Below are 14439 nucleotides of genomic sequence, written 5' to 3'. Positions count from 1 at the left end.
GGTTTCGACTTCGTCGAATGCCCCGGCGCCGTAGTTGGAGACTGACCGCGTTCGACAACCCTCGCGTGGATTCATCGAGATGCCTCGTCCCGGCACTCAAACCTCTATCTCCCGGCGACGTAGCCTTTCCAGAAGTTCAAGCAAAGGGGCCGCCTTGTCGTAGGTTTCGCGATACTCGGCCTCGGGGTCCGAGTCGGCTACGATGCCACCGCCGGCCCAGAGTCGGATGACACCGGCCGAATGGACCAGGGTGCGGATGGCGATGTTGGTGTCCATCGCACCGTCGTAGCCGAGATAGCCGATGGCGCCGCAATAAACCCCGCGACGGTGCGGCTCCAACTCCTCGATGATCTCCATGGCGCGGAGCTTGGGGGCACCGGTGACGGATCCGCCCGGAAAACAGGCACGCAGAAGATCCACGGCGTTTCGCCCCTCGGCGAGACGCCCGCGGACCGTGCTGACCAGATGATGAACCCGCGTATAGCTCTCCACCTCGAAGAGCGCCGGGACATGCACGCTGCCGATGGCGCAGACCTTGCCGAGATCGTTGCGCAGCAGGTCGACGATCATGAGGTTCTCGGCTCGATCCTTGGGGCTTCGGTGCAGTGACTCCGCGAGCCCTCGGTCCTCGGCGGGGTGGACCCCGCGCGGCCGTGTCCCTTTGATCGGCTTGGTCTCGACCCGGTCGCCGCGTACCCGCAGGAAACGCTCGGGCGAGGAGCAGAGGATTCGGCAGTCGGGTGTCGCAAGATAGGCCCCGAACGGCGCGGGATTCAGCCGCCGAAGACCCTTGTATGCCTGCCAGGCGTCGCCTTGCGCAGGGGCAGCGAAGCGTTGGGCGAAATTGACCTGGTAGCAGTCACCCTCGTACAAATAGCTCCGGATGCGGTCGAATGCGCTCAGATAAGCCCCGCGGCTGAGGTTGGACCGAACGGGCGCCAAGACACGGAAAACACCGGCAGCCGGGGCCGGGGCAGACAGGCCGCGGATCAGCCGCTCGAAGAGCTCGTCGAGGCAAGCCGGATCCTGCGCGACGAGCCGTGAACGGCAGCGCGCGTGATCCACCACAAGCGCCCAGTCATAGATCCCGACTGCCATGTCCGGGATGCCCTCCGCGTCTTCGGCCAAGCTCGGGAGGCGCTCCAGTCGCCGGGCGAGATCATAGGCGAAGTAGCCGATCGCGCCCCCCCGGAAGGGCAGACCCGGAACGCGGGGCCGCTGCGGTCCAAGCGCCGCATCCAGCAACGCGAAGGGATCCGCGGAGGAGGTGCGCACGCCGTGCGCGTCTCGAATCTCGGTCCAATGCCCGCGCGTGACCAAGGTGACGCGTGGGTCCGCGCACAGGATATCGTGACGCCCCAGCATGCTCGCGGGCCGGCCACTATCGAGAAAGACGGGCCAAGCGCGGCCGAGCAGGGTTTCGAAGAATGGACTGCTGTCGGGCCGATAGGGAAACTCGCGTATGCTGGGGGGCATCGATCGGAATCCGGCGATTGGAGATTTTTAGGACAACTTCCGGGAACCAAGACACCCGGCCGTGCATGGTTGTAAGCCGTGTCGGGACGCACTAAGGGATGCCCGGGAAAGCGGGCATCTCGCTCTGGACGCGGTTGAGTGGCACCTACATCCCCTGCAGATCGTCCGGGCACGCGTGGTCGGGAGGCTTGCAACAGCGATCGTCGGTGACATCCTGATCGCTCGTCTCATCCGCCGCCACCCCAAGGCCCTGCGGCCCTGACTCGGGCTCTTTCGTTCGCCACCAGGAAGTCTTGTCGATGCCCCTTCTCCGCCCGAGCAAAAATCGCCGCCGCACATTGATCGATCTCTTCTCGGGCGCAGGCGGCATGAGCTACGGCTTCCACGCGCACCCGTCGTTTCGGGTCGTCGCCGCATTCGACGGCGAACGAGGCAAGCCAAGCAGCGGGAATGGTCGCTCGGGCTGCAACGAGACGTTTCGGCTCAATCTCGATCTTGCGCCGGTCTCGATCGATCTCGGCCGGGTCGACGATACCCTGATCGAGGCGGCGAGGCGCGACTTCATCGGCGGGCAGGATCTGGACGTCTTGTCTGCGTGCCCACCCTGCACCGGATTCTCTCGGGCAAATCCAAACAATCACCTGGATGACGACGACCGCAACAGCTTGGTGCTGCGCACGGCGCACTGGGTGCGCACACTCAGGCCGCGAGTTCTCGTCATGGAGAACGCCCGAGAGATCCTGAAGGGCAACTTCGCGCATCACTTCCGCGAGCTTCGTCGCCAGCTCGAGCGGATGGGCTACGATGTGCGCGCGACGATCCATATGCTGGACAGATTCGGCCTCCCCCAGCGACGGGAGCGCGCCTTGGTGATCGCAACACGCCTCCCGATCGGCGCGAAGGGCCTCGAAGACCTCTGGCACGGCTACGAGGTCGAGCGCACGGCCACCCACGTGCGCCGAGGCATCGGTCACCTGCCGCCGGTGACCGCGGGAGCGCGCCACCCGGAGGATCCCTTCCACGTCTCGCCCGGGATGAACGACGCAACGCTCGCTCGCCTGCATGCGATCCCTGTCGACGGAGGCTCGTGGATCGATCTTCGGGACCATCGAGACGCTGACCGCCTCATGACGCCCGCGATGAAACGCTGCGTCGCAGCCCGAGACTTCGGATCCCACCCGGATGTCTACGGACGCATGGCATGGAACCGACCGGCGGTCACGATCAAGCGCGAATGCGCACACGTCGGCAACGGACGCTACAGCCATCCGGAGCAGCATCGACTCTGCACCCTCCGGGAGCTCGCACTCCTTCAAGGGTTTCCTGAGCAATTCCGGTTCGGCGGCGTGTCGTTGTCCAATCAGTACCGCCACATCGGGGATGCGGTCCCGCCGCTGATCTCTTACCAGCTCGCTCATGTCGTCGAGTGGATGTTCACGGGCGAGAAGCCCGAGGTCGCGGACTGCGTGCTGCCCGGCACAAGCCTCCGGGCCGAGGACATCAAACCGGTGCCGAGCCTCCCCCGGCCCGACCGCCGAGAAACCGAATGCGCAGCAGAGGGCCCGTTCGTCGCGCAAGGGTAGCGCAGACCGGACAAGACCAGTGCGGTGAGCGTGAGAGCCCCGCCCTACTTGCCCCAGTTGGTCTTACTGCGTTCCTCGAGGCGCCCGGTGGCGCCCGACCCGATCGGGGACAGGTCCACGCTTGCCGCCTGGTCAACCAAAGGCTCCACCCCGTCGCGCCCGCAGCGCCCGAGCAGCTCGGCCAAGATCCCGACACCCGGAATCGCAAGATCGGGCGACGCCACATCGGCCAGCGGGACGAGCACGAAGGCGCGTCGGGCAATCTCCGGATGCGGGATCGTCAGGCCGGGGACGTCGAGGCGTGCGTCGCCGTAGACGAGGATGTCGAGATCCAGGATACGCGGCCCCCAGCGGGTGCCGTCGCGCAGACGGCCGTGAGCCAGCTCGATCCGATGGAGCTCCGCCAGGAGTGCCTGCGGTGCCAGCCGGGTCTTGAGACGGGCCGCCGCGTTGATGTAGTCGGGTTGTCCGGGCGGGCCGACGGGCGCGGTTCGATACAGGCGCGAGGCGGCTCGCAGACAAGTTTCGGGCAGCGCGGCCAGCTCGCCGAGGGCCGCCCTCACCTGTCGCTCCGGCTCCTGAAGATTGCTTCCGAGGCCGATCCAGACGGTCGCCGGTACACCGAGTGTCAACCGGCCGGAGGAGAGGTCAGTGGGGATCATGAAGGGCGCCTCGAACGCATCCGCAAAAAGACCGCCCCCGACATCCGTTCTCGCGGATGACCGGGGGCGGTCGGCGCACACGCGATGGTGTGCGATGGGCGCTCCAGGCGCCTTGTCTATGACTACGCAACCTCGATCCGCCGACGCTCCGTCTTTTCGGTCTTCGGCAGATGGACCTCGAGCACGCCGTCCTTGAACTCGGCCTTGGCGTTCTCCAGGTCCACGTTCTCCGGCAGTCGCAGCGACCGCACGAAACTGCCGCGCGCGATCTCGGACCGGTAGTAGGTGCCCTTCTCTTCGGTCTCCTCATGCTTGCGCTCGCCTTTGAGCGTCAACACCTGGCCGACCAGCTCGATTTCGAGGTCCTTTTTCTCGACGCCAGGCACCTCGGCGCGCACCAAGACCTCATCTTCGCGATCGATCAAGTCGACCCGCGGGGTCATCTCCACCGTCTGCTCGAGGCGCGCCCACTCCGGCCACATCTCCCGGAACGGGTGCATCCACCCATGGCGCCAGCCGCGCGGCGTGCCGCCCAACATCAGATCATCGAAGGCGCGATCCATCTCGTCGAAGAGTGTCGTCTCCCGACGCGGGACCGCTTCGCCAATCGCTTTGCTCTTGGTTTTCATGGCAGTCCTCCTGTCCTCTATTCCCACTTAAAGTATAGCTCAGAGGCCCGAACCTGCTCATCGGACCGGCCCCTGGACAATCGCAGCGCAGTCGACCAGTGCCGGCGTCGGGCTTGGGCCGCTGGCCTTCAAATCGGCGGAAGAGGTCGACTGCAAGTCGACGATCCCGGGGGCTGCCGCCTCAAGCGGCCAGCGCCAGCCGCTTGGCCGCGCCGAAGTCGGTCTTTCCGCTGCCGAGCTTGGGGATCCCCTCGACCTGCAGCACCTCGGCGGGGATGCTCAGCGGATTCATCCCGGCCTCGAGCAGCTGCTTGCGCAGGCCATCGGCATCGATCTCGCCGGCCACCAAAAGCAGAATGCGCTCGCCCTTGCGCTCGTCGGGGAGGTTGACGGCGGCCAGCTCCAGCTCGGGTTGGGCGAGGATGCGGCGGATCTGATCCTCGACCGCGCCCAGGCTGATCATCTCCCCGCCCAGCTTGGCGAAGCGCGAATAGCGATCGACGATGGTGAGGAAGCCGTCCGGGTCCAGATGGCCCTTGTCTCCGGTCTTGTACCAGCGCTGGCCGTCCAGCTCGACCACCGCGTCCGCGGTCCTCTCCGGGTCGTTGAGATAGCCCTTCATCACCTGAACACCGCCGATGAGGATCAGCCCATCCTCGCCGGGCGGCAGGGTCGCCAGGGTCTCGGGGTCGACGATGCGGAAGCTGGTGCCGGGCAGCGGCAGACCCACGGTGCCGGGACGCGAGCCGGATTGGATCTTCCAGGTCTCGGTCTCGAGTGCGTCCGGGACGTTGACGCTGGCGACCGGCGTGGTCTCGGTCGCACCATAGCCCTCGTAGATCGGCTTGTTGAACTTGAGCGCGAAGGCGTCGCGCACCTCCGGGGCGAGCCGTTCCGCGCCGGCGACCACGACACGCACGGACTGGAGCATCAGGGGATGAACACGCTGATTGCGGATATAGAGTCGCAGGAAGGTCGAGGTGCTGCACAACACGGTCGCGCGATAACGGGCAATCGCCTTGGCGGTGCCGACCGCGTCCGTGGGATCGGGATGGCAGACCATCGGGATACCTTCGAGCAGCGGCAAGAAGGTGGTGACCGTCAGCCCGAACGCATGGAAGGGCGGCAGGTTGGCGAGGATGAGATCGCCCGGCTCGGTGTTGAGCACATCCGCGATCTGGCGCACGTTGGCCATGATGTTGCGATGGCTGAGCTCGATCCCCTTGGGCGTGCCCTCGCTGCCGCTGGAGAAGAGGATGGCCGCGGTGTCGTCTGGGCGACCGGGCCGTCCGAAGAGCCGGAGCAAGAGCCCTGCGGGCAGTAGGATGCCTATACCCAGGAAGGCCAGCGCCTCCGCCTTGCCGATCTCGGCGCGCAGCCCTTCCATCGGATGCAGCGTCGCCTCCGCGAAAACCGTGTCCAGGTCGATCCCGCGCTGTTGCAGCTTGGCCAGGAAGCGATCCGAGGTGATCACATGGCGCACGCCGGCGTTGCGCATCCCGGCCAGGAGCGCCTCGCTGCTCGCGGTGTAGTTCAGATTGACTACCTGCTTGCCGACGAGCAGTGCGGCCAGATTGGCGATGGCCGCGGCACTGCTCGCGGGCAACAGGATGCCGACGGCCGGCTCCGGGGCGAGACGCTTGATCCGGCGTGCGAACAAGAGGACCGCCGCGATCAGGCGCCGATTGGTCAGGCGCGTCCCGATCGAGTCGATCACGGCCACTTCTCCGAGACGCCGTTTCGCGGCCGCGAGCCAGGCCGCGGGGAGCGTCGGCAGGGTCGCGATATGGGTTTGCCAGGAGGTCACCGAGAGCTCGAAGACCGCCTGCTTGACCTGCTCCGCGCTCGCCTCGCGTGACAGCGGCCGGCCGAAGGCGACCAGCACGTCGCGGGTTCGGCCCTCGCTGCGACTGGCCTTGAGCTTCTCCTTGGCATAGGAGAAGCGGCTCCCCCACAGACCACGCAGGTAGAAGGGCAGGATGATGCCGGACGTGGCCGCGCGGGCGGATTTCTCGAAGCCACGCTTGAACTCGGAGAGCTGCCCGTTCTTGCTGATCGTGCCTTCCGGGAAGATGCAGACCACCTCGCCGGCGTCGAGCAACCGAGAGACGGTCTCGATCGCCTCGCGGCTGCGCCCGCCCGAGATCGGCACCACACCGAAGAAATCCAGAAACCAGCGCAGATACCAGCGCTCGTAGATCACCCGCTCCATCACGAAGCGCACCGGCCGCGGGCTGGCCATCTGCACCATCGCCCAGTCGACCCAACTGATGTGGTTGCCGAGCATCAAGACGCCGCCCTGGGCGGGCATGTTCTTCAAGCCGATCACGTCGAGGCGATAATGGGTCGACATGGCGCGCATCATCAGGAAGCGCACCATCGACTGCGGCAGCTGATAGAGGGTGTAGATGGCCCCGCAGAGCGCGACGACGGCGAGCGCGAGCATCACCGTCAAACCGCCGATCTGCAGATAGGCCGCCAGTACCGTGAGTCCGAGGAAGCTCAGCATCACGATGTTCTGGATGAAGTTGTTGGCCGCGAGCACGCGCCCGAGCCCTGTCTCGCCGGCATTGAACTGGATCAGGGCGTTGAGCGGCACCAGAAAGACACCGCCGAGGAAACCGAGCAGCAGAAAGTTCAGCCCGTGCGCCCAAGCCGATCCCAGTCCCGGCAGGACAAAGAGCGCCGCCGCCACGCCGAGCGCACCGACCGGGATCAGACCGGTCTCGATGTGATTGCGCGAGACCCGCCCGGCGACGACCGAGCCCAGGATGATGCCGATCCCTGAGCAGGCGAGAACGCCTTGAATCACTACTGTGTTGGTCTCGCCGAGCGTTTCCTTTGCGAACGCCGGGAAGGCGGCGAGGATCACCTGCGCAATCGACCAGAAGACCGCCAGCCCCACGATGGAGAGCCAGATCACCTGGTTGTCCCAAGCGGCGTGCAGATTGTTTCGCAGATAACGACCGGTGGCGTAATCCGGCCAGACGAATCGCATCTCGCTGCCGGGCGCGCGCACGGGCAGACGGTAGGCCAACACGACCTCGATCAAGGCGCCGGCAACCAGTGCCCAGCCGATCGGCGCCATCATCCCCATCACCTCGTCCGGCGTGGTGTAGCTCGTGCCGGCCAGACGTCCCTCGAAGAGGATCGAGAAGAAGAAGATCCCCGCCAGGATCGCCGTGGTGGTCGTCGCCTGGACCCAGCCGTTGGCCGAGGCGAGCGCCTCCTTGCCGACCAGCTCCTTGATATAGCCGTACTTGGCCGGGGAATAGAAGGCGCTCTGCACCGCCAACAGGAACGTCATGGCGAAGGCCGCCCAGAACCAGCCCAGATAATAGAAGAGCGTAATGGCGAGCGTGACGGCGACCGCCACCCAAGCGCTCGCGCGCATCACCAGATGCTTGGGGAAACGGTCCGCGAGGTAGCCGGACGGCGTGAACAGCAGGACGAAGGGCAGCAGGATCAGGGCATTGACGATCGCCGTCAGCAGGATCTGGGCATCGCCGTCATAGGTCTTGAAGAGCGTATTCTGGATGATGATCTTGTGACCCAAGTCCACGAAGGCATTGAGAAAGATCATGCCGATATAGGCGACGAAACCGGTGATGCGGAAGAGCTGACCCATGCGAATGCGCCCCCTGGCGTCGACCGAGATTGTTGTCGTTCTGACCTGTGGACCGCGTGATTGCCGCGGACGGGCCTCGTGCATCACTCCGGCCGAAGCGGCACCCGGCGCGGAGCGCCAAGAGAGGCGTGACACCGCGTGAGCGGTGTCATGAGCAATCCCGGCGAGCGAGCAATATCACCGGAGAAACGCGCGGCGCGACAGAAAAAAGCAAAGCGGGTTCATTTTCTGAATCGCGTCCAGCGCCGAGCTCTTGGGGTTCAACAATCGACGCTTACCCGCTGTACACAAGCCGTCACTCCGGACGGGATTCAACCGGTAAGCGGGACATATAGTCGCTCACCGCCGCGATATCGGCGTCGCTGTACCCCTTGATCGCCTTCACCATCTCGGGATTCGCATTGCGCCGCCCGCCGTCGCGAATGAGCTTGGACTCACGGTCGAGATAGCTGACGTGCTGATGCGCGACGCGGGGGTAGAACTCCGCGCCATCGCCCTCGCCCTGCGCGCCGTGACAGGCCGCACAATCCTTCTCGTAGAGGGCCTGACCGCGCGCGAGGGCCGTGCCGTCGCCTTTTAGATTGGTCGGCGGGATCGGGAGCTGCGACAGATAGGCGGCGATATCGGCGACCTCCTCGGACGACACGACCCACTCGGCCACAAAGGGGTGCATCTTGGGGTTGTCGCGCCGCCCCGCGCGCACGTCGACCATCTGCTTGATCAAGACACTCGCGTGTTGGCCGGCCAGCTGCGGATAGATGGCGTCGCCGCGACCCGAGCCATCCGCCTGATGGCAACCGCGACAGACGGCATAGGCCTCCTCGCCGTTCGCGGGGTCGGCGCGATGGGCCAGCGCGATCATCTGCTCCTCGTTGGGCGCGTTCCAGACATAGCCGGGCGATTCGATGCCGGGCGCATAGGGTTGCGCGGGCGGAGACGCGGAGGCGATGTCGGCCACGAGCACGAGGGCAAGCGATCCGAGACAGGCGAGACGGGTCATCATGGCGTTCATTCCTCCTCCGCGTCGAGGACCATCAGGCTGGCGATGTATTGGGCCACGGCCAGGGTCTCGGCCTCGCTCATGCGATCGGCCACCGTCTGCATGAGACCTCGATCGTTGGTCCGCTCCCCGGCGGCATAAAGGCGCATCTGCTCGAGTGTGTAGCCGACGTCCTGACCGGCGAGCCGCGGAAACCGACGCGTGCCTTCGCCCTCGTCGCCGTGGCACCCGGAGCAGGCCGGGATGCCGCTGCCGGGATTGCCGTCGACGTAGACCCGTCGGCCGAGCTTGAGCACCGAAGGATCCGTGACCACCCCCGGGATCGCCTCCTGCGCGGCATAGTATGCAGCCACGTGCGGGATCTCCTCCTCGCTCAGTCCGCCGATGTAGTTGCCCATCACCTCGCTGGTACGCCGACCGGCGCGGTAATCCTTCATCTGCTTGACGAGATAGGTCGCGTGTTGGCTGGCCAGCCGAGGCGTGTTGGGCATCGGGCTGGTCCCGTCCTCGGCATGACAGGCCACACAGACCCGCGCGGCGATCCCCGCACCGATCTCCGGATCGCCCTTGGTTTGAGCCCACAGGGCCGGTGCCGAAAGTACCCCGACACAGCCGGCCACCCCGACGAGCGATTGAATTGCGAGCAATCTCACTGCGGTTCCTCGAATTTGATCGTTCCCCAATCATGTCGCAGGCCATTGGCTCCGGGCAAGTCGACCGTCTTGCGCCCGCGCTGAAGTCGCCATCGCTCGAAACCGCTCGTGCTTATGCCGAACCCGCAAGACGACTCTTCACCTAAACCGCGTCTCACAAGGTTCCCGGGTCGAGCCAACACCGAGCCGACACCAAGACATGGCAAATCACTCGGGACGCGGTTTAGCGGTTTAGCGCCTGAACGTCCCGAGCCCCTCCTCGTCCAGATACTCAATTTGCAGGGACGCGGCGCGCTCGTCATCGAACCCAAAGACCGCACCGCTGACCCCGAGCGCGTCCTCGCCGATGGGTCGGAAGGTGAAGGCATCGCCGTCGAAATGACTCATCGGAAGCGCAATCGGACTCGGGCCGAGCCTCAGGACCAATCCGGCATCGGTCGCTTCCACGACAGCCGGTCCATAGAGGTCGTTGGCATATCGACCGACATAGACATCCAACGGCCGTGCCGGGGCGGGTGCGCTCGGGGTCTCTGCGAACGCGGTGGTCTCCGCGTAGAGTCTCGCGATCGCGCCGCCGAAGAGGGCCGGCCAGTCGTGCCGGATCTCGCCGGTCTCCACCAGCTCGAGGAAGCCGGCGGCGACGCCCTCGGGCGCACCGACAGGTTGTCCGTTGGTCAGGATGACGATCCCCAAGGACTCCGAGGGCAGCATGGCAAGCGTCGTCGACGCGCCCAAGAGAAAGGCGCCCGAATGCGACCAGCGGACGCGCCCGGCGCTATCCACACTCACTCCGAGACCCAGCCCGTAGAAGCTCGGACGGCTGCTCGGCCCGTGCAAGGGGGAGCTCATCAGATTCGGCGCGTGGATCCGTGCCAATGCCTGCGCTCCGATGACCGGCTTGCCCTCCAGCATCCCCTCGCCCAGAACCAGCCGTAGCCACTGCGCCATATCGGACGCCGAGCTGCTCACGCCGCCCGCGGGCGACTGTGCATCGGGTTCGCGAACCTCGGGCGTCACCACCCAGACACCGTCTCGGCGGACGTGTCCGATCGCATGATTAGGGGCCGAGATGAAGTCCGCGAAACGCGAGCTGGTGGAGGTCATGCCGAGCGGGCTGTAGAGGAGCTCTTGGCTCAAGCGCTCCCACGAGGTGCCCTCCGCGCGCGCGACAGCCTCCGCCGCGGCGGTCAGGCCGAAGTTGGTGTAGGCGTAGCTGGCCCGGAAGGGTGCCAGGGGGTAAAAGCGCAGGCGCGAGAGGATCTCCGCGCGCCCGTAGCCGATGCTCTCCAAGAGGTCGCCGGCATGGTCGGGCAGTCCGCTGCGATGAGCGAAGAGATCCGCGATCGTGACCCGCGACGTGATCGCCGGATCGTTCAAGGCGAAATCCGGCAGATGGCGAACGATCGGGTCATCCCAGGCGAGACCTGCTCGCTCGCCGTGGGTGCGATCGATCGCGGCCGCGACCACCGTCGCCGCAACCGGCTTCGACAAGGAGGCCAGCTGAAAGACCGTCTCGTCATCGACGCGCGCCTCGCCGTCGAGGCTACGCAGACCAAAGCCCTTCAGATAGACGACGCGATCACGGTGCACGACCGCGATCGCCATGCCCGGGACCCCGGTCGTCTCGAGCGCCGCCTCGGCCATGGCGTCGAGCTGCCCCACGGCGGCCTCGACGCGCCCCTCGGGGATCATGACGTCCGAGAATGCGGAGGGGTCGAGAGGGGCCGACTCCCCCGGGGTCTCGCTCGCCGGCACGCCGAGCGGCACGAGGAGCATCAGCGCCAAAATCACGAACGGACGAGCCTTCACCGGCTTCACGTTAAGATCGATCATCGCCACAAGCCTCCGGAGTCAGACATGGATCCAAACCGTTTCGCCTATGCCTTCAGCGTCCGCCTTCACGACACGGACGCGGCCGGACGGCTGTTTTTCGGCCACCTCTTCCGTCATGCGCACGATGCCTACGAGACCTTCATGACGCAGGTCGGCCTCCCGCTCGAGCGCCTCATCCGCGAGGGCGAGATCCTGCTGCCGCTCGTGCACGCCGAGGCAGACTATCACCGACCGCTCCGCCAGGGTGATCGGGTTGAGGTCGTGCTGGCGATCGAAGAGGTCCGCACCCGCTCCTTCGCCGTCGGCTATCGTTTCGAGACGCAGGACGGGACGCTCGCCGCAACGGCCAAAACCGTCCACCTCCAGATCAATCGAGACGGCTCACCCGCTGCGGGTCTGGACGATGCGATTCGCGGCGCCATCCTGCCGTACCTCCACGAGGACCGCCCGCGGTGACGAAACGACCGCCCGTGCAGACTCTCAGCTGCCGGGCGGCGACAAGGGGATCTTCCGCCCCTCCTCGTCGACCCGCACGAAGGTGATGCAGGTGGTGAAGATCGGCTCCTCGTCCCCGGTCTGCAGATCGTCGGCGAAGACGTGCACCGAGTAGCTGAGCGAGGTGTTGCCGCGGCAGCTCTCGATCGCGTCGAAGCGCAGCACCGCGCCCTGACGCACGCTGCGGTGAAACTCCACGCGATCCATCGCGATGGTGACGAAGCGGCACCCCGGATGGTCGCGACTGGCCGCGATCCAGGCGATCTCGTCGACCCACTTCAACAAAAATCCCCCGAACAGGTAACCGTAGTGGTTCAGGAATTCAGGGCGAACGACTTTGAAACTCTCCACGAACGGGCTCTCCTGGTCATCGAAAGGTCAACAATTGGTCGTTGAGGGGCCAAAACCGTCGTTTAACTGCGCTGGATCTATATAACGACACGAACGTCCAGGTTATTTTTCGCCCCCGCGCGTCCTGACAAGACAACAACGACTATTTCGGGATCCCGAGGGGGACTCATGACGGGACAATCTTCCGTAGGCTGGGTCGACATCGTCGTCATTCTGGCCTACCTCTTCGCCACCGGCTATCTCGGCTGGCTCGGCTATCGCGGCACCCGCTCGGCAGCGGACTTCCTGGTCGGCGGGCGTTCGGCCCATCCGATCATCATGGCGGTCTCCTACGGGGCCACCTTCATCTCGACCGCGGCCATTGTCGGCTTCGGCGGGGTCGCCGGGCTCTTCGGCATGAGTCTGCTGTGGCTCACCGTGCTCAACATCGGGGTCGGGATCCTGATCGCCTTCATCTTCCTGGGCGAGCCCACACGGCGACTCGGTCATCATCTCGGGGCCCACACCTTTCCCGAGCTGCTGGGTCAACGCTACCAGAGTCGCGGCATCCAGATCTTCGCCGGCGCGCTGATCTTTCTCTTCATGCCGCTCTACTCGGCCGCTGTCATGACCGGGGGCAGTATCTTCGCGGCCACCCAGTTCGGGATCGATTTCGAGGTCGCGCTGCTGATCTTCGCGCTCATCACCGCAGCCTATGTCATCCCCGGCGGCATCAAGGCGGTGATGTATACCGATACACTCCAGGGCTTCGTCATGGTCTTCGCCATGATCTTTCTGCTGATCTTTACCTACATGAGCCTCGGCGGCGTCACCGAGGCCCACCGCACCCTGACCGACATGGCGGATATGGTCCCCGCACCGCTCGCGCAGATGGGCCATCAAGGTTGGACCGCAATGCCTGCCTTCGGCTGGGGCGCGACCACCTACGATCTGTGGTGGACCGTGATCACCGCGCTGGTGCTCGGCGTGGGGATCGGCGTGCTCGCCCAACCCCAACTGGTGGTGCGCTTCATGACGGTGCGCAGCCGTCGCGAGCTCGACCGGGCCGTGCCGATCGGCGCCGTCTTCATCCTGCTCATGGTCGGGACGCCCTTCGTGGTGGGCAGCCTCTCGAACGCCTGGTTCGCGCAGAACGGACCGCTCCTGCAAGGCAAGGTCGTCGAGGTCATCGATGCCGAGAAGGATCGCGCCTTGGTCGAGCTGATGCAGAAGGGCGAATCGGGGACCTGGACCCCGATCATCAGCCCCAAGACGCAGGCACCCGCACGCGCGCCCATGATCATCGGCGAGCGTACCTCGGCACAAGACGGCGACGGCGCGACCTTCGAGCTCGTCGCCGGCCGTTCCATCGCCGCGACCTACACCAAGGGCGACGCCGACAAGATCATCCCGGCCTTCATCATGGCCGCAATGCCCCATTGGTTCGGCGTCATCTTCTTCCTCGCACTGCTCGCCGCGGCCATGAGCACCATGTCGAGCCAATTCCACACCATCGGCACGGCGGCGGGACGCGACCTCTACGAGCGCATCGCGGAGAAGGGACATCAACGCGAGCCGAGCATCCTGGTGATGCGCCTCGCCATCATGATCGGATTGCTCATCGCCGTGACCATCAGCTATACGGTTCGTCAGGAGTACGTCATCGCCCGCTTCACGGCGATCTTCTTCGGACTCTGTGCGGCGAGCTTCCTGCCGGCCTACATCGGCGGACTCGTCTCCAAGCGCGTCACCCGCGCGGGCGCGCTCGCCTCCATGACCGTCGGCATGAGCGTCTCGCTCTTCTGGCTGGCCTTCATCAAGGCTCGCGAGGCCAGCGCAATCGGGCTGGTGCAGATGGTCACCGACGGCAAGACCAGCCTGCTTGCGGAGTATCCCAATTGGCCGTCCGTAGACCCGATCATCATCGCGCTTCCGGCATCGCTGCTGACCTTGATCCTTGTCAGTGCGGTGACGCGACCGCCGGATCAGGCGCATTTGCGTCGCTGTTTCCCCGATTAAACCGCGTCTCGGTGGGATATGAGAGATTTCGAAGTGCTGCTGCGTTCTCGCCATCAATGAATCTTGGCGCGGACGCGGTTTAAGTATTTTTAATCTTATTTGAATTGCGTCGACTAGGTTTGCTTTGGTGA

11 protein-coding genes are annotated in these 14439 nt (G+C 65.3%); 3 read left to right on the top strand and 8 right to left on the bottom strand.

The window, feature by feature from the left end:
• Nucleotides 1-96: 96 nt before the first annotated feature.
• Nucleotides 97-1476, bottom strand: a complete 1380-nt coding sequence (gene pabB, locus THIMADRAFT_RS20180) for an aminodeoxychorismate synthase component I (RefSeq protein WP_007194956.1) — start codon at nt 1474-1476, stop codon at nt 97-99.
• A gap of 299 nt (nt 1477-1775) precedes the next feature.
• Here pabB and THIMADRAFT_RS20175 point away from each other — a divergent pair, with 299 nt between their 5' ends.
• Nucleotides 1776-3059 carry a DNA cytosine methyltransferase gene (locus THIMADRAFT_RS20175; RefSeq protein WP_007194955.1) on the top strand — a complete coding sequence of 428 codons (1284 nt, stop codon included), beginning with the start codon at nt 1776-1778 and terminating at the stop codon, nt 3057-3059.
• 44 nt (nt 3060-3103) lie between these two features.
• Here the strand turns inward: THIMADRAFT_RS20175 and folK are convergent, their stop codons facing one another.
• The 6 genes from folK to THIMADRAFT_RS20145 form a co-directional block, all read right to left on the bottom strand.
• Nucleotides 3104-3721, bottom strand: coding sequence for a 2-amino-4-hydroxy-6-hydroxymethyldihydropteridine diphosphokinase (gene folK / locus THIMADRAFT_RS20170; protein ID WP_007194954.1), 618 nt, complete (start codon nt 3719-3721; stop codon nt 3104-3106).
• 122 nt (nt 3722-3843) lie between these two features.
• Nucleotides 3844-4350 (bottom strand): Hsp20/alpha crystallin family protein, encoded by a 507-nt coding sequence (locus THIMADRAFT_RS20165; protein WP_007194953.1) that lies wholly within the window; start codon nt 4348-4350, stop codon nt 3844-3846.
• A gap of 181 nt (nt 4351-4531) precedes the next feature.
• Nucleotides 4532-7978: an acyl-[ACP]--phospholipid O-acyltransferase gene (locus THIMADRAFT_RS20160; RefSeq protein ID WP_007194952.1), complete on the bottom strand. Its 3447-nt coding sequence runs from the start codon at nt 7976-7978 to the stop codon at nt 4532-4534.
• A gap of 295 nt (nt 7979-8273) precedes the next feature.
• Complete coding sequence (locus tag THIMADRAFT_RS20155) at nt 8274-8990, bottom strand: c-type cytochrome (protein ID WP_199484273.1); 717 nt, start codon at nt 8988-8990, stop codon at nt 8274-8276.
• Nucleotides 8987-9631, bottom strand: a complete 645-nt coding sequence (locus THIMADRAFT_RS20150; RefSeq protein ID WP_007194950.1) for a c-type cytochrome — start codon at nt 9629-9631, stop codon at nt 8987-8989. Before THIMADRAFT_RS20150 ends, THIMADRAFT_RS20155 begins: the two co-directional genes overlap by 4 nt.
• A 231-nt stretch (nt 9632-9862) precedes the next feature.
• Entirely contained in the window at nt 9863-11464 is a 1602-nt protein-coding gene (locus THIMADRAFT_RS20145; RefSeq protein ID WP_007194949.1) for a serine hydrolase, read from the bottom strand.
• A gap of 24 nt (nt 11465-11488) precedes the next feature.
• On the opposite strand from THIMADRAFT_RS20145, the gene THIMADRAFT_RS20140 reads away from it, so the two are divergent.
• The gene (locus THIMADRAFT_RS20140) at nt 11489-11920 is read left to right on the top strand and encodes an acyl-CoA thioesterase (protein WP_007194948.1); all 432 of its coding nucleotides are present in this window, start codon (nt 11489-11491) and stop codon (nt 11918-11920) included.
• Nucleotides 11921-11944: 24 nt separating this feature from the next.
• Here the strand turns inward: THIMADRAFT_RS20140 and THIMADRAFT_RS20135 are convergent, their stop codons facing one another.
• Nucleotides 11945-12310, bottom strand: a complete 366-nt coding sequence (locus THIMADRAFT_RS20135; protein WP_007194947.1) for an acyl-CoA thioesterase — start codon at nt 12308-12310, stop codon at nt 11945-11947.
• A 168-nt stretch (nt 12311-12478) separates the two neighbouring features.
• On the opposite strand from THIMADRAFT_RS20135, the gene THIMADRAFT_RS20130 reads away from it, so the two are divergent.
• The gene (locus tag THIMADRAFT_RS20130; protein ID WP_007194946.1) at nt 12479-14308 is read left to right on the top strand and encodes a sodium:solute symporter family protein; all 1830 of its coding nucleotides are present in this window, start codon (nt 12479-12481) and stop codon (nt 14306-14308) included.
• Nucleotides 14309-14439 lie beyond the last annotated feature (131 nt).

The organism is Thiocapsa marina 5811, from assembly GCF_000223985.1.
GTDB classification, from domain to species: Bacteria; Pseudomonadota; Gammaproteobacteria; order Chromatiales; family Chromatiaceae; genus Thiocapsa; species Thiocapsa marina.
The sequence above is the reverse complement of the archived record's forward strand: the minus strand, read 5'-3'. Positions and strand labels throughout refer to the sequence as shown.

What these genes read in the sequence shown, in the direction of transcription:
- THIMADRAFT_RS20155 (WP_199484273.1), bottom strand. Translation starts at nt 8,990, where the DNA reads ATGAACGCCATGATGACCCGTCTCGCCTGTCTCGGATCGCTTGCCCTC.
- THIMADRAFT_RS20165 (WP_007194953.1), bottom strand. Translation starts at nt 4,350, where the DNA reads ATGAAAACCAAGAGCAAAGCGATTGGCGAAGCGGTCCCGCGTCGGGAG.
- THIMADRAFT_RS20140 (WP_007194948.1), top strand. Translation starts at nt 11,489, where the DNA reads ATGGATCCAAACCGTTTCGCCTATGCCTTCAGCGTCCGCCTTCACGAC.
- THIMADRAFT_RS20145 (WP_007194949.1), bottom strand. Translation starts at nt 11,464, where the DNA reads ATGATCGATCTTAACGTGAAGCCGGTGAAGGCTCGTCCGTTCGTGATT.
- THIMADRAFT_RS20160 (WP_007194952.1), bottom strand. Translation starts at nt 7,978, where the DNA reads ATGGGTCAGCTCTTCCGCATCACCGGTTTCGTCGCCTATATCGGCATG.
- folK (WP_007194954.1), bottom strand. Translation starts at nt 3,721, where the DNA reads ATGATCCCCACTGACCTCTCCTCCGGCCGGTTGACACTCGGTGTACCG.
- pabB (WP_007194956.1), bottom strand. Translation starts at nt 1,476, where the DNA reads ATGCCCCCCAGCATACGCGAGTTTCCCTATCGGCCCGACAGCAGTCCA.
- THIMADRAFT_RS20130 (WP_007194946.1), top strand. Translation starts at nt 12,479, where the DNA reads ATGACGGGACAATCTTCCGTAGGCTGGGTCGACATCGTCGTCATTCTG.
- THIMADRAFT_RS20175 (WP_007194955.1), top strand. Translation starts at nt 1,776, where the DNA reads ATGCCCCTTCTCCGCCCGAGCAAAAATCGCCGCCGCACATTGATCGAT.